Raw genomic sequence first — 22,271 nt, forward strand, 5'->3', positions numbered from 1 at the left:
GTACAATTTGAGACTTGTCTGAATTATGTCTCTTTACATGTCTCAAAATACCATTCTTAGATCGTCTAAGAAATAGTGATACTCTTCACCCTGACTAGCTTTCACCGATCGCGTACTAATCAAAAGAGTGAAGTACCATTCAACAACAAATTCTAGAATCCCCCTTTTCGGGGGTTAATGCAAAAAACCCCAATTTGCTTGCATAAAGCCGAGATGTCTTTTCCTTCATCCCCTACATCGGTGAATCTCGGTGCATGAGGGGACGCAACCCATTTAACCCAGCTGCAATTGCGGAACCATTGTGGATAACTGTGGCTGCTAAGGGATGCAGCCCTGTCGTTGTGGCTAGTCCTAAAGCTGCGAGGTTGGGAACGACAGCTAAAGCGATATTTTGTTTTATTACTGCTTGGGTTTGGCGGGCGATCGCAATTGCTTCTAAAAAACTGCTAAGGTTATCATCCATCAAGACAACATCAGCTGTTTCTCTGGCTACCTCGGAACCACCACTAAAAGAAATCGCCACATCAGCATAAGCTAGGGCAATGGAATCATTTAAGCCGTCGCCAGTAAACGCTACAGTTTTCCCAGATTTGTGTAATTTTTGGATAATTTCGGCTTTTTGTTCAGGAAATGCCTCAGCATGGACTTGCGACAGGGGAAGATGCAGTTCTTGGGCAACAGCTATAGCTCTGTACTGATTATCACCTGTTAACAGATGTATTTCCATACCGTATTCAGTTTGCAGTTTTTCAATTACCACTGCACTTTCTAGACGTAGGGGGTCTGTATAATAAATTACTCCTTGAAATTCTTGATTAACTGCCACATACAACAAAGAATCATGGGCAGAAATGCGGCAATTTAGATGAGAAGGGCAATCTGCATCGTTGCAGCGATGTTGTTCATAAAGACAATCGAGGGGAACACCACACTGACGTAAAAAGCGATCACTCCCCACAATAACTTGTTCACCGTCAATTTCCGCTCGTACTCCTAGACCAATTTCATAGAGAAATTCTTGGCGGGGGAGAATCTCAATACCTTGTTTCTCAGCGTAGTGGACTACGGCTTCGGCGACTGGGTGAGTTAGGCGTTGTTCGGCGGCGGCGGCTAGAGTTACCAGCCTTTGACTAGACATTCTCCCAGCTACGGTTTCCACTTCTACAACTTCGATTTCACCTTTGGTCAAAGTGCCTGTTTTATCAAATACCAAGATGTCCACCTCTGCCAATTTTTCCAAAGCATGACCACTGCGGATGAGAACACCGTGTCTAGTAGCGTGGTGCAAGGCTGCTAAGAAAGTTGTCGGTAGGGAAACACGAATCCCGGTAACAAAATCAAGGGTAAGGATAGATGCTGCCCTAGCTGGGTTGCGGGTTGCTGCTAACACCAAGCCAGCAAAAATCAAGGCTGGTAATACGGCTTTGTCGGCAATGTTGGCGGCATAGTTACCCATGCGTGTATCGTGAACCGGGGCTTGTTGCACTAACTCGATACTTGCACCAGCGCGAGTGGAAGCACCTACACGTTCAGCTTGAATGTAAATTTCTCCTTCTCGTACTAGGGTAGAAGCATAAACTGCTTGCCCTACATGACGCAAAACTGGCATTGATTCGCCAGTTAGTTTTTGCTGGTCAATTAAAGCTTTGCCGCGCAGAATTTGCCCATCCACAGGGATTTGCTCACCTGGATAGACTATTACTGTGTCCTTTGGCTGCACTTGGGTGGCAAGAATGCGTTTTTTCTGTCCATCTGGTTGTTCCACCCAGGCGAAATGTCCCAAAGAATCAAGTAAATCAGCGGCGTGATTTTCGGTAACTCGTGCGGTACGATCACGGATCATATCGCCAATTTCATGCAGTGTCATCATCAAAGCTGGTGTTAACAGATTTCCTTGGGCAAAAGTTAAGGTGATCGCTATAAAATCTAGGCAATCTATATTGAATTTTCGTTTTTGAGTAATGCTGGCATAAGCACGTTGAGCAATAGGTAAAGCGGCTATTGCCACAGTTGCCGCAATCATTGCCCTCGGAATGGGAAACCCTAACCCAAGTAAAGCTAAAACTGTAGCAAAAGCTGGCAACTTCACGCCATCATCAGTTTTTGCTAGTTTTTGGCTTTTAACTTTTGAATTTTGACTTGTTATTGCTTCATTAAGCAAACGTACCAGATACGCTTGCATTAACTCATCGTTATTATTTGATAATTGATATTCAATTGCAATAGAATTGCAAGAAGAATTAACGCGAATTTGTGAAATACGGCTATCAGATGTTAATAACTCTTGTAGACGTTGAGCGTAATCAGGTTCTTGGTTTAACAGAGGAACACGAAGTCTAATTCTACCGGAAATTTTATGTACTATATAATACTCAATTCCTGTGATAATTTTTGATTGTTGAGCCACTTGCGTACTGATTTCTGGCTTGGTGGAGATCGTCATGATTTCCCCCTCATAATGGTGTGGCGATGTGATGGGTGGGAATTCATCTAATAGAGATTTCAACATCCCACGAAATAGTTATGTCAAACCCTTACGGAAAAACTAACTGTGAACATAAGTCTATTTAATACTTTTGCTGATTAATTTCTAGCTAACGCAATTATTTTTAAAGATTAGGTTAATTCACAAACTGTAACAATTAATTATGTAGTAATTTTTTTTACATTTTTTTATAGATTCATCTTCTTAAGAAAGAATTTAGCTAGTTTTTTGAACTTGTCGGCCCAACCAGTAATCATTCTGCCCGTCCCGAAGACCGTATGAGTCGAGCCTTCTTCAGCAACAAGTTCGGTCTGCACAGCGTGGATCACAGGCTAAAACCACGGTCTTGCTGTAAGAGCTTTTGCTGCTCCTCCCTGAGATGAGCTTCTAATTCCTGACTCCAATCAGGATTATGGGTTAAAACCAGAGGCAACATCGTTTGAAGTACTCGATTGTGTTCAAAAAAAATGCCCCTCGTGCGGTCAAGCAATGTGGAATGAATACAATAATCCTCGACATATAAGAACGTTTTATGGGGTAGTAGAACTACAGCTAAAAATTCGTCGATGTCAAAATAAGTCATGTCTGCGGTATAAAAAAGCATATCGACCAGAGCAAGAAGGGTCACTCGCTCTACCACAAAACGAATTTGGTTTGGATGTGATTGCTTATGTAGGAGCATTACGCTACCAGGAACATAGAAGTGTTCCCGAAATACACACTCACCTTGAATTAAAGGGTATATGTATAAGGTAAGCGTTCGGTCACGCACCTCATTGACAGATATGATGAGAAAATTCTTTGTGGCTAAAAGACCATAAAAGGTTAAAAGCAATATTTAAAAATCAAGGACGGGTGATATTAGCTATTGATGGGATGCAGCCAGAAATTGGACATGAGGTATTATGGGTAATTCGAGATTGCTTATCAGGAAAAATAATACTAGCTAAAACCTTATTATCATCAAGAAATGAAGATTTAGTGGCGTTATTATTAAAAGTAACTAATACCCTAAATGTACCATTTGATGGCGTTGTTAGTGATGGACAACAATCAATTCGCAAAGCTGTTAGGGTAGCATTACCTAGTATTGCTCATGGTTTATGTCATTATCATTACGTGAAGGAAGCAATTAAACCCATATATGAGGCGGATAGACATGCAAAAAAGGAATTAAAGAAAAAAGTTAGAGGATTACGAGATATTGAACGTAGTGTTGCCAATGAAGATAAGGATTTGGCGACAATTATTGAAGATTATTGTTCGGCAGTACGTAGTTCTATAACCAATGATGGTCATCCACCGTTAGAAGCATCTGGATTAAAGTTACAAGAAAATTTGACATTGATAGAGCAAAGCTTAGAACGGATAGAAAAAAAAGTGCTTTACCACCACCTTTAGTTAACCTAAAACACCTCCTAGCAAAGGGATTAGCTGCGACTGCATCTTTATTTTCACCTGTTATAGTTGCATATCGGTGGGTTGATAAAGCTAGTAACATTCTCAATAATAAAATAGGTCTTGATGCTGCTGGAGTTAAACAAAGTTATCAAGAAGTATTAACAGAAATATCCTCTCAATTGCAGAAAGCTGGTACACTCAATACCGCAATTGATAACTTTATAAAAACCACCCATAACTACTGGTCTGGACTTTTACATTGTTACGAAATTGAAGATTTTCCCCGAACTAATAATGACTTAGAACGGACTAACCAGTATGCAAGATGGACTGCTGTTGTTGATTTTCCACAACCACCCTTTCTGTTGAAAATACCAATCAACATTGATTCTGCCTAATATTTTTCATTGGATTAAAAATCAACCAAATTCGCAGCAATATTATTGGCATCGCTTGATAGATGCTTGGAAGTATGGTTCTGGTGCTGATTACTTTGATGAATTTCAGCGATAGTAGGCTATGTGTAACAAAGTAAAACCCAACAATCATATTAGTTTACGCTCTTTCGGGTGGAGATGACTAATTCTGTCTTTTGATAAATGATGTATCTGCAAAAAGGAATAGCAAAGATTTCTCAGACTTGAGTAATCTAGGGCTAGGGCGTATTTCAAACTATAACCACAACCGAATGAAAGTGATTGTAATCACTGAGACTACAAGCCCAATAGCTACAGAGACTGGGTTTGCAGCCAGAAATCGGTTAAGTCCATTTTTTCGAGTCCCAGAGGAATGAAAAATGAGTTTAGAAACTTACCAGAAGGAAGTAGAACACCTGGGAGAATCGCAGGGTGTTAAAGACCACGACCATGATATGGTTCACGATCTGAGTCGAAGACTGGATGCCCTATGGCGTTACGATCAATATATTGTTAATGCTGAGGGGTTTGATTCAGTACAAGCCTTTTGGAGCAAGGTTAAGGAACAAGAGAAACAAAACATAGTGGAGTTAAAGAAACTTCTCTCAGAACATATTAGGCTTGGTGATTTCTAAAGATGTTTTGGAGAAGCCTCAGTCAAGCTTTTTCAAAAGGTCGAAGGCAAAAACGAATCTACTCAAAAAAGGCGATCGCGTCGTTGTAAACTAACTACAATTATCAGGTAAATAGACCTCAGTCATCGGGGCGAACGGCTGTTCGCCCTTAAAAACAGTATTGCAGGAGTGGTTAGGAATAAAACTGTCGAAATTTTTGGACAAGATTCAAAAATTTTAATTAACACTCAAAATATTTAAGCTCGCCGGAGAAAAAATGGAAACTACAGTAAAGGATGGAGTCTTCATTCACATTAGTCGAGGAGCAGAAGATCCCCACAGGGTATTGATGGCATTGACCCTAGCTGAGAAAATGGCCGAGGATAAAGATGTCCTAGTATTCTTTGATATCCAAAGTGTAGAAGTTCCTCTTAAGAAAGGGAAAACGATTGAATTTAGGGAGTTTGAATCAGCACAAACCCTCTTACCCAAACTGATTAAAAAAGGTGTATCGATATGCGTTTGTCCCATGTGTTTAAAAGCCGCTAACCACCAACCAGAAGATTTGATTGAGGGTGTACAACTAGCTGAAAAAGAAGCTTTCTTTAATTTCACTCAAGGACGCATTTTGTCTTTAGACTATTAATTAAAGTGCCTGTTTGATTCATCTCAAAAAGATAAAAAATGATGTAACTTTCATCGATAAAATTATTTTACGCAAGCGTATCGTGATTGAGTTGGTGAGGCAGTGCGGTCATGGATAATCATGACCGCACTGCCATTAGCGACGCTTTTGAGCGTCACCCTAAAAGTTAATAAATACTAGAAAAACCTATGTCAAATTAAATATTATCATCATTGTAGGGCGTTCAACTGCACCAATAATTAAAGGTATTGATTGGATTTTTGGTGTGACTAAAAATTTGAGCAACTTGTTAGCAAATCATATATTTTGCATACCGCTAAAAACCAGCTTTGATATCTGCTATTGCGTTCTGTGTCATCGCTGCAATTATTCGCTCTGTTGTTTTAGGTAAGTGATAATATTTACCTCCTGCCCGTTGTGCTATCTCCTTGGGCAACCCACTAGAAATAAACTTATTTCCTGTATCAATTACCAATATCTGTATTCCTAATGTCCGAATTTTGACAGCAATATCTAGCACTTCCCCTTTAATATCTGGTTTCTCTTCGTCCAAAAACGGTTGACCAAGGGAGCGCGACAGGGGAATATTCGCCCCACCATCGGTAATCAGTACAATGACAACTTGACCAATATCTTTGGATTGCATGGCATTTAAACCGACTCGCACTGCCTGAGCCAGACCGTGAGCCAGGGGTGTACCTCCACCACAGGGTAGGCGGTCTAGACGTTTATGAGATGTGGTAATTGAGCGCGTAGGAGGCAATAACACCTCTGCACGCTCACCCCGGACGGGAATTAAGGCAATTTGGTCGCGGCTGCGGTATGCTTGCGCTAGTAATTGTAAAGCTGCACCTTTGGCTGATTGCATTCGATTCAAGGCCATTGAGCCAGAAGCATCAACGACAAAAATAACCAATGCTCCGGCTTTGCGGGCTAATCGCTTCACCCGGATATCGTCATCTTCAATAATCACCCGACGACCTGGCTGACGTTGGTGACGTATCTTTTGGTGGGGAGCAGCAGCTCGCAAGGTGGCATCTATAGCAATCCGTTGAATTTTTCCTTTGGGAAACATCGGCTTGACATAGCGTCCTCGGTCTTGGGAAAAAATCAGCCCACGTCCCCCTGCTTTACCCCGTCTGCCGTGGGCGATTTTAGCAAAGTAAAGTACCGCCGGGTCAAGGATAACTCCTTCTGGGGTAAAGACAAATTCTTCAGGGATACTCCGTGTTTCCTGTTCGGTTTCCTCTTGAGTTTCGGTGTCTGTTTGCTCCGGTTGTTCTGGTTGCGGTTGGGGTGGTGCTGGCGGTGGTGGCTGTTCTCTTGTCACCTCAATTACTGTTGCTCTTGGTACAATCACTAACTCCACTGCATGGCGCAAATCTTCAGCATTCACTTCTAACCGCCCATTCAAAGCCGCGCTAGCTTTCGCAACTCGCATTGCAAACAATTCGGCGCGATGTCCCTGCACCTGACCGCGAATAGCTTCGTTGACTAAATAGGCAATTTGTTCGCGTTTAATTTGCACATCTTTTAGTAATGCTCGCGCTAGAATAATTTGGGTTTTTAGGTCTATGATGTCTTCGGCATATTGCTGGAGAAATTTTGGCGGAGATTCTGCGTAACTGACAACTTGCTCCACAGCTTTGACACGTTCATCTATACTTAACACCTCATCAGCAGAAAGCGCGATCGCAATTCTATCTAATAAATGTTCTCGCAGTTTACCTTCTTCTGGGTTATAGGTGGCAATAAATAACGGTTTGCAGGGATGTTGAAAACTAATGCCCTCCCGCTCAATTTGGTTACGCCCCTCAGCTAAAATAGCCAAGAGCGGATTAGCAATATGTTCCTCCAGCAAATTAATCTCATCCACATACAAAATTCCCCGGTGTGCCTGTGCTAGCAATCCTGGTTGAAATACCGTCTCTCCCTGCTTGATTGACTGACTCACATCCACCGACCCCAACAATCTATCTTCAGTCACACCCAGGGGAACTTGCACAAAAGGAACGGGAATTACTTCTGTTGGCAGTAGGGAGAAATTAGTTTGTCCATCCTTCTGCTTCCTGCTTCTTCTAACTGTTTCATCATCCCACTCATCTGGTTTATCGGGGTCACAGTTGCAGCAAGAACCCTGGACTACTTCGATAGGGGGAAGCAACGCATGGAGAGCGCGAGCCATAACTGATTTAGCTGTACCACGACGACCGGAAATAACCACCCCTCCCAAATCAGGGTCTACTGCTACGATTAATAACGCTAATTTAATCGCCTGATGACCAACTATAGCTATCAAGGGAAAGGTGGGAATTACAGATGAGTAACTCGATAAATTCATGGGGTGATAGCATTGAATATTTGCTGTAAATTGGCAATTTTAGATGGTATTCTTGTTTGATCAGACATAAACATTTATCTGTTCTGGATGATTGAACCAGCTATTTTCTACAGCTAATATTGCTAGGTTAGTCCAAATCAAAACATTTTTGTGTTGTCTATTTTGATAGCTATACTTTAGCTCTCACAGGAACAGATAAAACTCACTCTTTAGACAGCACTTTATTATTTGAGTTTAATTATCTCGCTTCTTCTTAGCGTGGAAGTAACAAAGATGTAACTGTGGAATTACTTAGAATGGTTATAAAATCACAAGCGTTTATCAATTTTTGATTGGCAATGGACGCATCAACGCATTGCGCCTCATTAGTTCACTCGCTGACATCCCCGTATCAAGTGATTTTATTCGCAGTAAGTCCAGTTCGATGTCGCTTAAGCGAACTAGGAAAATATGCTTTTGGACTAGAGCTTTTGACTGCTTGCGATTCGCCATAACTTAGGGGGAATGAGGACATCACGCGAGGGGGGTTTTTAGGGGGGTGAAACCCCACTAAACCAGCTTTGCCGTCCGAGCGGAGCGAGGTAAAGCGTAAGCTTTAAGGCATGGCTGGCTCCTAGCCCATTTTCGGGGTAGGGAAGTGTCGTCGGCTACCTGTGTACGGAGGGGACAGCAGGGGGCTGAAGGCGGGAGTACAACGGCGTAGCCGTGCTGCTGATCATCCTACAACTTACAAGGGAGGATAGCAACGGCGTAGCCGGAATTTGAATCAAATCAAGCAGTCGGTAAATTCTGGTTCGGCGTAGCCACCATAGAGGAGATAAAAACGGCGTAGCCGCTATATGAAAATTCTCTGATTCAGCGTAGCTGTCACACAATATAATAGTCCGGCGTAGCCACAATACTAAAAAATAATTCAGCGTAGCTGTTTTAAGTAAAAGTCTAGATTCAGCGTAGCTGTAATAGTCAGATTTTTAGCATTAGCTTGAATAAGAAGACCAGCGAAGCTGCCATACTAAAAACTAGTTGGGCGTAGCCACAATATGAAAAGGTAATTCGGCGTAGCCGCGATAGCCGATTTTTGTAGGATTTTGAAAACCAATTGGTGCAAATTATATCAAATAGCCGATAATTATCAGTTAATCAAGATTCATGAGTAACCATGAGTGAACATCAGAATTCAGAAGTAATTACGAAGGGCAAGATTGATAAGGCCATTAAGCTACTGAAGGAGCAGAAGCCGAAAGAGCGAGAAGATGTATCGGACAGGGAAGCTGTTCGTAAGATGAGGAGATACATCGAGAAACTGACTTCTGACAAGTACGGCTACACTTACGACGAAGTTTCAGAAATGCTGAAGGGTCTGGGGATTAATTTAGCTGGCAGCAGAATCAAATATTTAGTAGGTGAGTTGAAGAAAAGCAACCGTCGCCAGAAAAACACATCTTTAAGCGACGACAAAAATCGGTCATCAAATCCGGCTACTGAAACTGAGCCATTAGTGGTAAATACTGCGTCAGTTCAAGCTAGTAGTGAGCCGGATAAATCAACAGTAAATAGTGCAAAGGGCAAGAGACAAAGTAAAGAGCCAGTAGCGCAGCAGCAACAGGCTGAATCAAACACATAAGGCGAATTAAATTACATCGAATTTTAAGTATATGAGGTATACCCTCACCCTGTCCTGACGGACAACCTCTGGCAATATTGGGAGAGGGATTGGCTAATTGTACTTGACGGGATGGAATTGTCGTGTATTACCACTGAGGCTCGATGTTTTAATTGATGTTAGTTTGGAATTTATTAACCAAACAAATCACAGAATCTTTGTGTCTGGTCAAGCTTCAGATAGAAATATTGTTGACTTTAACTTATTATCGCTAAACCAGTTTATAAAACATCAAAATTCACTGAAATTAAGCGACATTACTAATATAGGGAAAACTTGGGATAAACATAGAGCTAATGCTGAACTGGTTTCTAATTATTACGCTACAGCAGATGATCATGAGTTAAATAATTACGCTTGGCGAATAAAAATCTGTTCCAAGTGTTTAGAGTTTCAACTATCACCAGAAGAAGCGGGTGGAATTTTAAAACTCAAGTTATTACATACTAGATTTTGCAGGGTTCGTCACTGTCCTGTTTGTCAATGGCGGCGATCACTCATGTGGAAAGCCAAAGCTTACAAAATCTTGCCACAGGTTGTTACAGATTACCCCAAGTACCGTTGGTTGTTTCTGACATTGACAGTAAAGAATTGCCAGATTTCGGAACTAAGAACAACCTTGGATGCAATGAACAAGGCTTTTAAAGGATTAACTGAATTGAAAGCATGGCCAGCAAAGGGTTGGGTTAAATCGATAGAAGTAACTAAGGGTAGGGATGGAATATCTGCACATCCACATTTACATATTTTAGCAATAGTACAGCCTTCGTATTTTAGTCATGGCTACTTGTCTCAAGCCAAATGGGTAACATTATGGCAGCAGTGCTTGCATATTGATTACGAGCCAGTTGTTCATATTAGCGCGATCGCAAAACAACATGACCCTACAATACTAATTCCCGAAATTCTCAAGTATCAGGTAAAGGAATCAGACTTAATAGCTGATAGGGAATGGTTTTTAGAGTTAACCCGCCAGTTGCATAAAACCAGAGCGATTGCTACAGGGGGTGTACTCAGACATTATATGCGGGAGTTAGAGGAGAAGAACCAAGACCTCATTAACTGCGGTGAAGAGATGGATAAGGCGAATCAGAGAACAGTGTCTTTCAGATGGGATCACAAATTACATAAGTACAATTATGAGGGATAACTAAGGTTAGTTAAAATACTCATCATCAGTAATATATGGCGGTTTCAGGCATCTAAAGAATGTAGATGCCGAATCTAGCAGATATTGAGTATAAGCAGAATATTGGTGATGTGGATAAGAAGAAGCAAGACGACAATACTCAGAAATAGGAGCAAAAAACCAAATCACTTTCCCACTAGCATAGTGAGTAATATGATAAATCACTATAGAATCATACCAACGTAGAAATTCTGGTTTAGTTAAGAAAGAATTTGGAACAAAGATACGTCCAACAGGAACACCAGGAATTACACGAATATTAATTAAGAACTCAGGCATTTTTAACCTCATTTAATTGATAAATCACTTTTAATCAACCCGAAAAGAACAAAAAAATAACCTTCAGGGGAAGGCAAAAAGATTTATTCTTCACATTCCCTAGGCGTTAGCCGGTCTAGGGAGCAAAACGGGAAATCCCAGACAAACAACGAGTGGATGACTGGGATTGCGAGGATATTAATTACCTTCTCTTGAAACTGAAAAATAGCTTCGATATTCAATTAATAAAAAGAGCAAGACTCATAGGTTTACTTTTAAAAGCTAACTTTCATCTTTGAGTTACTTTTACTCTGGTAAAGGGTTGCTAGCACTTTCCGCTAACAGCGCAAAGGTCAGCCGTGCCAGGAAGTCGCCGCAACAGTGTATATAAAAGATTGGGGGTTTGAGGGTTTATGACCATTGGACTGTATTACTTTACTTGTCCAGTAAACCTGTATATCTATTTAATTACCGTTAGTGGACGTGACGAAAAACTGGCATGAAAGAGGCTATAGTTGGTCAACTGCTACGTTGTTAAGTTCACCAGTGTTCTAAAAACGTGCAAAAGACGTAACCAAGCCATGAGAAAACTAGGCTGTAGTCTATAAGCTACAACTGGCACAGCTATTTAGTTAGGTTTAGAGTTGCGAATTGTTGTTAAGCCTGGGCTGCATCCCTAGACAGCCAGTTTTGGAAGATTTCATCACGTCCATCGTCAGCGTCAACCACACGATAAACTCGCTGGCGATCGCCCGTGCCATCACGACAGATGTATTTGAGTTTTAGCCCTATCTTCTTGAGCAATCGCCTTAAAATAACGATGGGGCTGTCATTATCATTGAGGGTAATATCCAGAACGGTTTTCACCTGCCACTTCACACTTAAGGCATTGTTAGCCATCTGCACGAGGTCGGCATCAGTTCCCCGGAATTCGCGATCGCCGGCGATGAATTGGGGGATGTTGAACAGTTCCAAGGCATGAATCACTAGCCCAAGTTGACCGCCGTTAAAGTCTGGTAGCCAAGCACTCTTGCAGGCAAGCATCTTTTCACCCAGTTTGCGATCGCGGTCAGCAACTTTGGCTCTGCCTAAGCCCAGGTAAAAATGCAATCTCAGTTGTGGGTAATAACCTTGATCGTCTTTTTTGACGAGTTCTGAGGTAACATCCACACCGTAACGTTGCTCTAGCTTATATTTGCGCTCAATGTGGCGTTCAGTAGTGGTTTTAGCCCGTTGTTGTTGTAGCGCCGAATATTTGGCAGCAGTCATCGCAGTTGTATCGGCAGCAGTTATATCCTGACATTCGCCGTTGTAAACTTCATTTGTTTGGGCAGTGATTTCGTTGTTTAACTTTTTGCGAATTTTGTTGTCATGGACATCGACAATGTTATGGCCTTCGTTGCCTAATTCCTCTAGCACTGTGTCGCGGTAATGAACCATACCCGCATTGATGCGACAAGCCATTTTGCCAAAAACGTTTAAGGCAGTACGGTTAATGTTGATTTCATCGCCGTCAATGATCAATGAAGCATTTTGTAGCAGCTTCAAGTTAGCTTGAAAGCGTTTATGCTCACAGGCTAACAGGGATTTGAGGTTAATTGCTCCGTTGCCGATTTTCCCAAGTCCATGAGGGGCTACCCAGAGATGACGCGGTATCGCCTCTCGGACACGGGCTAAGGCTTGGCGAGTGGCATTTTCTGGTGCTACTCCCCGGAAGCACCCCCAAACGCTGGTAAAATGCCCCCAAATGTCAATGCTGACTCCCGTGCCGATGGATGGGGAGGCCAGCACAATGTCATATTCCAGCAGCACTTTGTTTAATCTTGAGATGCAGTTGTAAGCTTCGTGTTGCGGATCGGCAATCGTTTCGGAGTCAATACGAAGTATTTTGCGATGGGGAAATTGTTTCTTGAACCTCGCTTCTAAGACTTTGGTTCCCCATTTGGATTTAGCTTTTTGGCAATCAACGGCAATAAAGGGCTTACCCCCGGTTTTGATGTGGGCTTCCAGAGCAGCTAACCAATTAACCGGGGTAGTTTGTTTGTAGTGGTAGATGTTCCAGGGTTGACCCTTCCAGTTGTTGACCACCACCCAAGGGGTAACGTTGGTTTCTGCTAGACCCATAACCATTTCTGGTGATAAATCAGATAAGTCAGCATCAGCCAGGATAACTTTACCCCGTCCAGGGGCGAAGGCATTTTTGAATAACTGGGAAAGTTGGTTGAGGACTTCCACTCGATGCTTCTTAACTTCAGTGTTGGCAGAGAGCAAGTGCCAGATTACCTGTTCAGATTCGTCAATGATTACTAAGGGTTCTTTCCAGTGGGCAGCGTTAAATCTGGCTTGACCGTTGGGGTGTAAACTGTCTACACACAGCGCAAAACCGAGTAAAACTCCTGTTTCGCTGTTTCTGACTTCGGTGATGTAGGGGATGCCTACCCTGTCAGCGATCGCTTGGGCTAACTGTACTCTGTGCGATAAGAGGATAACGGGTTGACCGTTAGCGATCGCCTCAGCAACGATCGCGGCAAATGACTCGGTTTTACCAGAACCTTTAACGGATTTGAGTAAAATCAGTTTAGCGGTTTCCGGGATGGTCAATGCTCCCAGGTAACGCTGATTGAGGACGAGTGCCGCCTCAATTGAGAGTCGGCTGTACTCTTTGACCTGCCATTTTTCTTTTGTCAGTGCTAGTTTTATGATTTCATCAGTAACAGCTGGCCCCCTAGCGGCAATTAAGTCATCAATGCCTTTTTCAGGGTAACTCCACTGTGTTACTAAGACTTGACAGCCACACTTCGTTAACAGTTTCGCGGTTTGGCTAATGGCAATATTCACCCGTTGAACTGTTTCTGGCTTGGTGTCGTGGTCAAAACAAATGATGAATTTACGTCCAAGGGTGGCGAAGTGTTGCAACTCTGGAATTAGGTGTAAATTACCTGTGGGCTGTCTAAATTCATCTTTGGGATTGCGGTAGCCACTGTTTATCCCAGGAAGGGCGATCGCTGCATAGCCCATAGTGAGTAATGCCCCTGCTTTTTTAGCACCCTCACAAATCACAACTGAGATGTTGTACTTCCATACCCAATGCCAGAAGCCTAATGCCCTATCTTCATCGCTGATGGGCAAGTCATATCGGGCGGCTACACTCTCCCAAATGTAATCTGGTACTGCCAGGAAGAATGCCCGTGTTGGCACTCTTAGGGGATGTTCATACTTGATGAATTTAAGAACTTTGTTCAGGTCGCGCCTGGGGTGGTCGGGTTTCATGCCGCCCCACATCATGGGGCTATAATCGTTAAGCGGGTCAACGCCACTGCACCACCAGTTCAGTCCTTCGATGTGGCGATAATTCTTGAGTACCCCGTCTCTGAGTCGTCCATCGTTACGGCGGGGGACGTTTTGACCATAAAACAGGTAATCGTAGGCGGCAGTACCCGATACGGAAATCACGTTTAGCGCAATAATTCCAGGGTCAACAGCACTGGCTAACCATTCATTCCAATGGTGCGCTTCTATGTCAGAGGGACGGGATATGATCTCGTACCTCTGTGTAACTTCAATTTTTTGAAGTCCACAATTACTATTTTTCACAGCTTTTTCCCTCAAATACATTGGTTTTTAGTATCTGGAGGGGGTTATTGCGCTGCTACACCTTATATCTACGAGATTTACTGTTTTGCTTGTTGAAAATTTTTACTTATCAAAAAATTTGATAAATTTATATGCAAAATTTCGCAGTGAAAATATAGAAATTTCCACAGTAACTCATATAATATGAGTAAGCAGCGCGGACTAATCTCTTTCGCCAATCTGTGGTTCGAGCTTCCAACTACAATCCACTTTTTTGGTTCTCTAGAGATAAACCCCGCTTCCCAATATTTGAAATATTTAATTTTCTCTGTCGGGCAAAGCGTTCACTACTGAGTGGCTCTTTGTCCTTTTAATTTTTGTGTCTTTTGTATATTCACCTCCGTTTTACGCTTCATTTGAGTACTTGCTGATTGTACAGAACTTTTGGCTGTCTTATATCTAACAAGACTGGGATTTTTTACTTGAAATTACTCAACAAGAGTTGATGATTATTCAAGAAATGAGGCTTTGCACTGCACTTGTGCTGAGTCGGTTATTTGTTCTTCTCTCTTTCAGTTGGCAACGGTTCTACCTTGATATTGCGTACTCCTACTTCTATCAGGTATGCCGCTAGATTGGCAGTAGTTCGCCCTTGGTTCTCAGCTAGTGCTTCAAGCTGATCAAATACAGTATCAGGTAGCGTTACACTAAAACGCTTGCTCATGCATCATTTTCGCTTCAAATTGCCTCCTAAATCATACGCTGTGATTCCTATTTAAGTTTAAACTGCTGCGGTATTGCTGTTAACTACATCTATTTTAAACTTTATGTGCAGGTAAATACCATCATAGTGCATCGAAATAGATGCTATAATAGTTTTGTCAGCCAAAAAACGACACAAAACAAAGGCAATAGAAGCCAGAAAGTGATGCTATGGCTAACCCCTAACTGGATGTGTGGATTTAAGGCGATTCAGCCTCTAAATTCTCCAAAGCCAGAAAAATCAAGACTTTAACAATCATCTGAACCATGACAACCTTATATTCCAATGCCAAAAACTGGCTAGTTCAAGCAGACTTGTTAGCCAAATCAGGGCTAACTGACCTCATTGCCGGAAAAGACTCAGGTGCAGGGTATGGCAAAGCAATCATCGGTGATTTTTCGATCATGATGCCTGCCGCATACTCACTTGTTCGCAACCGAAACATCATGCACCACGAAACCATCTCAAAAGATGGCTGCTGGGTGCGGTATGTAGAAGGAACGCGCTTGGACTTAAAAGATGTTCAATTTTTCTGGGGCAGTGCGGCTCTAGCGCAAAGTGACCACACCCTGCTACACGAAGATAAGGCGAAAAAAGCAGAACTGGCATTAGAAAGCATCCTTGCTGACTTAGCAGTTCTGAATATTCCCGATGTAGTCAAGCTTTCAATTAGTTTGAGCAACCATAACCCAGAACGCTGGGCAACTGAGATTAAACGCAGGGTTGAAGGGACTCACACCTTTGAACATCTGCACCCTGTAACTCGTTCCATTGTCACCAAGACAGTTGAAATTGTTGTTACAGGCATTTACCCTGAAGGATTTGGAAGCATTGCTCACTGCTTATTCGGTGAAGCATCCCTAATACTTGACCCCTCAGAATTAGCGATCGCACTCGATATCGGTTCATCAACTTGGCTAGTAACTGTCTTTAACGGCAGTGGTGCAGTGATCGACAGACACCTGATTGAAGGTGGAGCCGGTGAACTGCACAGCATGATTGCAGAGGCACTAGACAAGCGGAACGACCGAGTAAGTCTGCTGTCCAAGGATGTGAAACACTCGCCCAGTCTCGTTAACCAGGGAATTGTAGAAGGGACTTTCACATACGGCGGCAACCACCTCACAGGTAAAAAGTTTGAAACCGAGTACAGCCAATGTCTAGATGAATGGTGGAGTACCAGAATTGAGAAATTCGCCAATTTCGTAACTGCTGGCAATTATCTAGACCGTGCTAAATACCTTGTCGCCTGGGGTGGGGGTGTTTCTCTGCCAGTGGTGGATCAGAACCTAGCCGGTTTTGGCTTTGTGATTTTGAACAATCCCCAATTCATCAATGCTTTGGGGTTGAAACTATTAACTCAAATCTCTTTGGGAGCTTAATTAATGAATTACGAATCTCGGCGTATAACCATCTCCTACTTAGCAGTAATTGAATTGTGCAAGATGTTTGATTTACCCCAAGATGCGCCAACACAAGCATTATCAGCAGGTGTAGAGAAGCTGATTTTTCAACACGGTAATGTCCAAACATCACCCAAAGTTGAAACAGCAACATCTACACAGCCCAATAAATCGGCACTTAGCGCAATGGTCACTAATTTCAAAGGGGCAGCATGAACAGAACCACATTTAGAAACACGGTTTTAGGCATTGGAGCAACAGCAGCAGCGTTAGCCGTTGGCTACTTTGGAGTGCAGCAGCTTGGCAGAAACAATATGTTCACCATTGCCGCAGCTGTCGGAGGTGGAGGGGTAATCAGCTATGTACTTCAAAAGCCGAACCAGCCACAATCCCCAAGTAATCAGCCAGAACCCCAACCCACACCGATAAAAGCTCAAAGAAAAGGGAAAAAGTCATGAGCGACCACGACACCCAAAAGACACAACCAAGCCTAACAACAACCGAAATCATGACCATTATCCTCGGTTGCGAACAGATTTTAAGGTTCGTCCAAGCATCCCCAAATTATCAACAAATCGAAGCGTCCGAAAGGTTCAGTACATCGAATGACCTAAAAATAGGCGATGCAGTGCAAGCCTTAATGGAGATTCACGAAGCGATTCTAAATATCGAGTTCTATTCCCAGGTTTGAGGGAGCAAATGTTAGAAACGACAGCCTTACAGCGTAACCACCTCTACCAATTTCGCGGTCAACAATTGCGCTACAGCCATCGGTCTAATTGTCGAGTCAATGCACCTTTCGTTTTCAATGACTCGAAAGGCAGGCGCAAAGAATTAAGTCTTTACCAAGTGCAGAGGGAGGTTTTTGAACTTGTTGAGTTTTGTGAAAACTGATGATGAAGCGATTGCACCGACGACCAATCATTGCAATCGCCTCACTCTGGTATGTATCTCTCGCCGCAAAAACGAAAGTACAAAAGGATTTTAACAGCATGGCACTTGATTACAAAAATCCCAACGATTGGGGACGTTCACCTCTGACTGACTGCGCCCTGAGATTAGAGCAGTTCAAAGCCGAGAGTCCTGAACAATGGGCAGCAAGGATTGAGGCAGATATTGAGGCACTTTCCACACCAATATTCGAGAGTGAAGATTACCCACCCTTCACCGGGACGGAATTTCTAGCAACTCATGAAACCATTGATGACCATCCATACTCTGCTGCATTTGGTCAATTCTTGGGCAACGGGATTGACCCGGATATTGCAAATATTCTGGCATTTGGTGAGAAGAGATTTGATTTAATTTCTGAAGATTTTGACGACCCCGTAAGGCAACTAGCAGCGAGAATTTATAGCCGATTTGAAGACATGGGGTATTGGGATAAGCTGCCCCAATCATCCAGGAATATCGACTATGACTACATCCCTTATTAGGAGGTTCAGTAATGGACTTTGCAATACGTAATCCGGTAGTTGGTCATGCAAGCCACATTGATGAAAAAGCACAAGCATGGGGAGGGTTTGAGTCTGATATTTTGGGGTATCTCTCTGATATAAATAAGCTCGAACAGTTTGCGGATTATGCGAATAATGCCCAAGAGTTGAGTGACCGATTAGAACCTTTTCTGGACAATGCCAAGGTCGTCTTTGAGGCGATGGAGAAGTTAACAAAAGGGCAAGTGACCTGGACAGAACTTCGTAAACAATATGGCTCTCATGTTGCAGGTGCTATTGCCAAGATTCGCAAACTCAATTCGGAATTTGATTCAGAAATGAGTAAAATTGATGCCCAAGATAGAGCCGACTTGTTGCGGATTGACCAAAAGCGCAAACACGCCTTAACCGAAGTTGCAGCCCAATTACATCAAGATTTACAAGCTGAACTTTGGCGGCATGAAAACAAGATTAGCGGCATAGAAAATAGGCAGATTGTACAAGCCGAAAGGCAAGCAATTACTACGGGTTTGAGAGAGAAACGCCAACAACTTTTAGCCCGTGCGCGGTACGGCTCAAGGGCGCTGGAGCCGAACCAAACACCCCAAGAAGTAATACCAGTTACTAGCCAAAATCATGCACCTGCGTCTAGTGTTTCTGCAACAGGAACAGTTCGCGGTTGGGGTGCGATGTTAGGTAACTTGTGGCAGAAACTAGGCGACAGATAATCAATTAATTAGGTCAGGCTGATGCTAGTAAGGAAACGAAATGAAGATCCTCATAGCGTCAGCCCTTTTTTGCATGAAGGGCTGGCACAGAAATCACAACAACAACATCAGCATCAACAACCAGAACAGCCACAACCATTACCAGAAAATAACCGAGGTCGGACATTTAGACGTGCTGGTAATGCCTGTGAGATTGTCGCTGGCAGTTGTCTAAATAGTGCAGTTATTTTCACCTTTCATCTGTTGCAAGTTCACCCAGTTGGAATGTTCCTTGCTGTTGGTACTGCACACCTGTACTTTACTGCCACTGCAACAGGTGAGGGGTTTAATAATTTCGTCACTAATCTAATGACTGGTTGCAGTGCGTCATTAGCGTTATTGTGTGCGCTCAATGAACCGTTAAGCGAGTGGAACGAATCGAGAATTTCTACTAGTACAGTTAAGACTTCTATTGAGTCGGTTTATAAGCCAAAAACTGCTGAATCTTCAAGTTGGATGGATGGTGCAGGAGTGGGCATATTTCTAGCGATACTAATGATTTTTCTATTTCGTGGTGGTAAGAGTAAATGAATTATTTAACAGACAAACATAAACAGTTATCTGAGTCGCAACAATCGGGTTTAATGTTGTGGTTTGGTCGCCTACCAATGGACAAGAAAGCTGTTGCCATTGGGCTGAGTTTAACTGTGGGTATTAGCTCGGCTGCGATGGCTTGGAAAGGAACCAGCAGTGATCGGATCTACTTTTGTGTCAAAACCCCTTCAAAAACATTGACCTGTGAGGATAAAAATGGACGACCTTTCAGGATGACCCCATTTTATTGGTCACAGTGGAAGAGTGATGGAATGCCGCGCCAAATAGTGCGTAACCCAGCTATGGGGGTAAACGGCTTAGTCAAAGCAACTAACCCATATAAAGCGTTTTGGGCGTTTGGTGGATTCCTGGGGTTTGCGCTAGCTGGGTGGATGCTTCGCCATTGTCAAAATGAGGAGAAGCAGAGGGCAGTATTTGAAGACATCGCCCAAAAACGGGATGCTGCAAAAGCAGAGATGGCTGCACGTTCCGAGTTGTTAGACAGTTACCGAGATGTTGCGATCGCAGAAGTTCAACTGCAAGCTGACCTGGATCTAGTGGCCAATGATCGCACCGTTGATATCCAAAAAGCCGAGATTTACGCCCACACGGAAATTGAAGTGACCCAGATGGAGGCAACTGACGCTATTTTTGAGGCGCAAACGGCTGGGATGACCGAGCAACAGAAGGCAGAGTACATTAAGCAGCTTCGTGAGATGAAAACGCCTTATCTACAAGGTAGTCAGACATTGCAAGGGACGATTGACCCGAACGACAAGGTTACTGGGGGAGAACAGCCGGTGATCGCTCCCACTGACAAATATCGCTGGATTAACAACACCATCGGCTACCCCACTTTGATATTTGGTGGCATGGGTGCAGGTAAGTCCTGGACTACCAGAGAAATTATTTGGAAAAAAGTACAAGCTGGGTGGAATATCGTAGCGCTTGACCCGCACGGCACACAGGTCGAATGGCGAGGTGTGCGGCTGATTACCGGCTACAAAGAAATAGCCGAATTCATGCAATGGTACATGGATGAAATGCGCCAGCGCTATGAAGATTACCGCAAGAGTGGATTGACAGAAGAACAGTGGACAGAACAGTTAAGAAATAGCGGCAAGATGCTATCAGTTATCTGTGAAGAATTTACCACTTGGACGGATAACATAATTGAGCCAATGCCAGACGATTGTGAGGATGAAAAATGGAAGCCCGACCCTGATTTTGTTGGCAGGTGGTTTCGCTGTGCCATGACTGAATCTCGCAAACAATTAATGATTCCTTTGTTTGTCGCCCATGACCGCACAATGGAGATTTTAGCCAAAGCCAAAGGATTATCAAAACTTCGAGATGCAGCACTGTTAGAAGTAGAACTAATTGCAACTATTGACCCAATCACGACAGAGGCAAAAGCTAGCGGTCAGGGCAAGATTAAGCTACCTGGGCATGGTCAATGGATTGATATTGAACTGCCTAAACTTGACCACAAGCGAATTGATTTTAGGCTTGATGAATCTGTGATAAGCGATGCTCAAAGCAATACCAAAAAGGTAGACCCAAAACTTTCAAGCGAAAGAGAAACAGCCGAGCGCATCTGGCAACTGGAATTTAATTTAGATAAGCCTTCATCTGGCTCTAGCCCTACCCCATCCCTAACACCTGTTGCCCAATCCCTGCTGCAATACCTCCAACGCACCGGGAGAACATCGGCAGTCATACAGGAGATACAGCCCAACTTTAAAGTCAAGGGTCAACGGTTCAGTTCGGAGGAATTGAAGCGACTGTTTAACGAACTGGTTGAGAACAGTCTGGCCGTCTGGCTGGATGCTACGACCATCGAAATCACTGAAAATCGGACAGACGGACAGGACAGACAGAAGTAGACAGAATCCTTATACAGCAGGAGGCAGAGGCAGACAGACATCTAGACAGAGTTAAGACAGTAGACAGACTTGCCGCTAATTATTCTTTTTACCGAAAGTCTACCGCGAATAGCCCTCTCAGGAATCGAAAACCAGTTCCATAGCTAGATTAATACTTGCTTAGTATCAATAAATCAATTTTGATATCGAAAAAGTATTAATCTTTGACTCCAAAGGGTAAAAAGTAAAATCTTTAAGTTAATAATATTAAGTTTATTATTATCACTCTAGTAGGTTGATTATTATTAATAAAACTCCAAACCCTTACCTAGACTGAATTAAAAATAACTGTCAAGTGGTTATTTTTTAATATTAATAAATAACTGTCAAGTGGTTATTGGATAAGGATTTGGAGAAATTAAAATAAAAATGAATCATCTAACAATTTTTTGAAAAGTGGCTCAGTTTTTTGTACCATATCCATCCTCAAATTTAAAATTTTGTGTTATCTTGTGAAAGAGAAATAAATTTTACAACAAACAAGCGCGAGGACTCAAGTACTCGCGCTGTTATCAAAATATGCGATGTACCAGTGCCACCTGGTGCATACAGTATTTTGTGAATGTTTTTCCTGCAAAACCCTTCTTTTACGTCCAAAGAGGATATTACATGAAAAATCAAATTAATCTACAACTCTATTCTAGCTTATTAAAACCAAAAAATAAGCTGCTGCAACCTAACCATAAAGCGCAATTGATTGCGATCAGCTTGCTGCTGAACTGTTGGGGAAGCCTGAATATTGAAGTCACAACCCCAGTGTTTCAGTTCAAGTCGAAGCCAGCATCAACTTCAGTGATCGAAATGGTAAAGAAGCTAATAGATCATCAATAACTGCTTGATACTGGGTCGCCCTAAAA

The 22,271-nt window shown here is 42.8% G+C and carries 23 protein-coding genes; 17 read left to right on the forward strand and 6 right to left on the reverse strand.

The features are described 5' to 3' along the window. Window positions 1-232: 232 nt before the first annotated feature. The gene (locus ACWATR_RS35255; protein WP_460343568.1) at window positions 233-2,443 is read right to left on the reverse strand and encodes a heavy metal translocating P-type ATPase; all 2,211 of its coding nucleotides are present in this window, start codon (window positions 2,441-2,443) and stop codon (window positions 233-235) included. A gap of 531 nt (window positions 2,444-2,974) precedes the next feature. On the opposite strand from ACWATR_RS35255, the gene ACWATR_RS35260 reads away from it, so the two are divergent. Further along, the gene (locus ACWATR_RS35260; protein WP_460343571.1) at window positions 2,975-3,241 is read left to right on the forward strand and encodes a hypothetical protein; all 267 of its coding nucleotides are present in this window, start codon (window positions 2,975-2,977) and stop codon (window positions 3,239-3,241) included. A gap of 45 nt (window positions 3,242-3,286) precedes the next feature. After that, the gene (locus ACWATR_RS35265) at window positions 3,287-3,886 is read left to right on the forward strand and encodes a hypothetical protein (protein ID WP_460343574.1); all 600 of its coding nucleotides are present in this window, start codon (window positions 3,287-3,289) and stop codon (window positions 3,884-3,886) included. Between the two features lie 262 nt (window positions 3,887-4,148). On the opposite strand, the gene ACWATR_RS35270 is transcribed toward ACWATR_RS35265, so the two are convergent. After that, entirely contained in the window at window positions 4,149-4,271 is a 123-nt protein-coding gene (locus ACWATR_RS35270) for a nucleotide-binding protein (protein WP_460343577.1), read from the reverse strand. On the opposite strand from ACWATR_RS35270, the gene ACWATR_RS35275 reads away from it, so the two are divergent. The 3 genes from ACWATR_RS35275 to ACWATR_RS35285 all read left to right on the forward strand — a co-directional run bounded on the left by ACWATR_RS35275 (window position 4,271) and on the right by ACWATR_RS35285 (window position 5,562). Continuing rightward, window positions 4,271-4,399, forward strand: coding sequence for a hypothetical protein (locus tag ACWATR_RS35275; protein WP_460343660.1), 129 nt, complete (start codon window positions 4,271-4,273; stop codon window positions 4,397-4,399). The genes ACWATR_RS35270 and ACWATR_RS35275 overlap by 1 nt on opposite strands. Before the next feature lie 283 nt (window positions 4,400-4,682). Next, on the forward strand, window positions 4,683-4,937 hold the full coding sequence (locus ACWATR_RS35280) for a hypothetical protein (RefSeq protein ID WP_460343580.1): 255 nt from the start codon (window positions 4,683-4,685) through the stop codon (window positions 4,935-4,937). 256 nt (window positions 4,938-5,193) lie between these two features. Then, the gene (locus ACWATR_RS35285; RefSeq protein ID WP_460343583.1) at window positions 5,194-5,562 is read left to right on the forward strand and encodes a DsrE family protein; all 369 of its coding nucleotides are present in this window, start codon (window positions 5,194-5,196) and stop codon (window positions 5,560-5,562) included. A gap of 316 nt (window positions 5,563-5,878) precedes the next feature. On the opposite strand, the gene bchD is transcribed toward ACWATR_RS35285, so the two are convergent. After that, complete coding sequence (gene bchD, locus ACWATR_RS35290) at window positions 5,879-7,903, reverse strand: magnesium chelatase ATPase subunit D (RefSeq protein WP_460343586.1); 2,025 nt, start codon at window positions 7,901-7,903, stop codon at window positions 5,879-5,881. Between the two features lie 1,159 nt (window positions 7,904-9,062). Between bchD and ACWATR_RS35295 the strand changes: the two genes are divergently transcribed. Together ACWATR_RS35295 and ACWATR_RS35300 are read left to right on the forward strand one after the other, a co-directional pair. Further along, on the forward strand, window positions 9,063-9,527 hold the full coding sequence (locus ACWATR_RS35295; protein WP_460343589.1) for a hypothetical protein: 465 nt from the start codon (window positions 9,063-9,065) through the stop codon (window positions 9,525-9,527). A 199-nt stretch (window positions 9,528-9,726) separates the two neighbouring features. Then, window positions 9,727-10,716: a protein rep gene (locus ACWATR_RS35300; RefSeq protein ID WP_460343592.1), complete on the forward strand. Its 990-nt coding sequence runs from the start codon at window positions 9,727-9,729 to the stop codon at window positions 10,714-10,716. A 6-nt stretch (window positions 10,717-10,722) separates the two neighbouring features. Here the strand turns inward: ACWATR_RS35300 and ACWATR_RS35305 are convergent, their stop codons facing one another. From ACWATR_RS35305 to ACWATR_RS35315, 3 genes are all read right to left on the reverse strand, one after another. Further along, window positions 10,723-11,034, reverse strand: a complete 312-nt coding sequence (locus ACWATR_RS35305; protein ID WP_460343595.1) for a hypothetical protein — start codon at window positions 11,032-11,034, stop codon at window positions 10,723-10,725. Between the two features lie 636 nt (window positions 11,035-11,670). Next, complete coding sequence (locus ACWATR_RS35310) at window positions 11,671-14,607, reverse strand: plasmid replication protein, CyRepA1 family (protein ID WP_460343598.1); 2,937 nt, start codon at window positions 14,605-14,607, stop codon at window positions 11,671-11,673. Window positions 14,608-15,139: 532 nt separating this feature from the next. After that, on the reverse strand, window positions 15,140-15,310 hold the full coding sequence (locus tag ACWATR_RS35315; RefSeq protein WP_100903772.1) for a ribbon-helix-helix domain-containing protein: 171 nt from the start codon (window positions 15,308-15,310) through the stop codon (window positions 15,140-15,142). A 305-nt stretch (window positions 15,311-15,615) separates the two neighbouring features. Between ACWATR_RS35315 and ACWATR_RS35320 the strand changes: the two genes are divergently transcribed. From ACWATR_RS35320 to ACWATR_RS35365, 10 genes are all read left to right on the forward strand, one after another. After that, entirely contained in the window at window positions 15,616-16,731 is a 1,116-nt protein-coding gene (locus tag ACWATR_RS35320; protein ID WP_460343601.1) for a ParM/StbA family protein, read from the forward strand. Window positions 16,732-16,734: 3 nt separating this feature from the next. Then, window positions 16,735-16,968 carry a hypothetical protein gene (locus ACWATR_RS35325; protein WP_190898990.1) on the forward strand — a complete coding sequence of 78 codons (234 nt, stop codon included), beginning with the start codon at window positions 16,735-16,737 and terminating at the stop codon, window positions 16,966-16,968. Then, complete coding sequence (locus ACWATR_RS35330; RefSeq protein ID WP_460343605.1) at window positions 16,965-17,210, forward strand: hypothetical protein; 246 nt, start codon at window positions 16,965-16,967, stop codon at window positions 17,208-17,210. The genes ACWATR_RS35325 and ACWATR_RS35330 overlap by 4 nt, the downstream gene beginning before the upstream one ends. Continuing rightward, entirely contained in the window at window positions 17,207-17,443 is a 237-nt protein-coding gene (locus ACWATR_RS35335; RefSeq protein ID WP_460343608.1) for a hypothetical protein, read from the forward strand. Before ACWATR_RS35330 ends, ACWATR_RS35335 begins: the two co-directional genes overlap by 4 nt. 8 nt (window positions 17,444-17,451) lie before the next feature. Continuing rightward, window positions 17,452-17,646, forward strand: a complete 195-nt coding sequence (locus ACWATR_RS35340) for a hypothetical protein (protein ID WP_460343611.1) — start codon at window positions 17,452-17,454, stop codon at window positions 17,644-17,646. After that, the gene (locus ACWATR_RS35345; protein ID WP_460343614.1) at window positions 17,646-18,188 is read left to right on the forward strand and encodes a hypothetical protein; all 543 of its coding nucleotides are present in this window, start codon (window positions 17,646-17,648) and stop codon (window positions 18,186-18,188) included. The genes ACWATR_RS35340 and ACWATR_RS35345 overlap by 1 nt, the downstream gene beginning before the upstream one ends. Window positions 18,189-18,199: 11 nt before the next feature. Then, window positions 18,200-18,916, forward strand: a complete 717-nt coding sequence (locus tag ACWATR_RS35350) for a hypothetical protein (protein WP_460343617.1) — start codon at window positions 18,200-18,202, stop codon at window positions 18,914-18,916. A 21-nt stretch (window positions 18,917-18,937) separates the two neighbouring features. Continuing rightward, window positions 18,938-19,486 carry a hypothetical protein gene (locus tag ACWATR_RS35355; RefSeq protein WP_460343620.1) on the forward strand — a complete coding sequence of 183 codons (549 nt, stop codon included), beginning with the start codon at window positions 18,938-18,940 and terminating at the stop codon, window positions 19,484-19,486. After that, complete coding sequence (locus ACWATR_RS35360; protein ID WP_460343623.1) at window positions 19,483-21,375, forward strand: COX20 family protein; 1,893 nt, start codon at window positions 19,483-19,485, stop codon at window positions 21,373-21,375. Before ACWATR_RS35355 ends, ACWATR_RS35360 begins: the two co-directional genes overlap by 4 nt. A gap of 648 nt (window positions 21,376-22,023) precedes the next feature. Next, entirely contained in the window at window positions 22,024-22,245 is a 222-nt protein-coding gene (locus ACWATR_RS35365; RefSeq protein WP_460343626.1) for a hypothetical protein, read from the forward strand. The last annotated feature ends 26 nt before the right edge of the window (window positions 22,246-22,271 follow it).

Source organism: Nostoc sp. UIC 10890 (assembly GCF_054786515.1).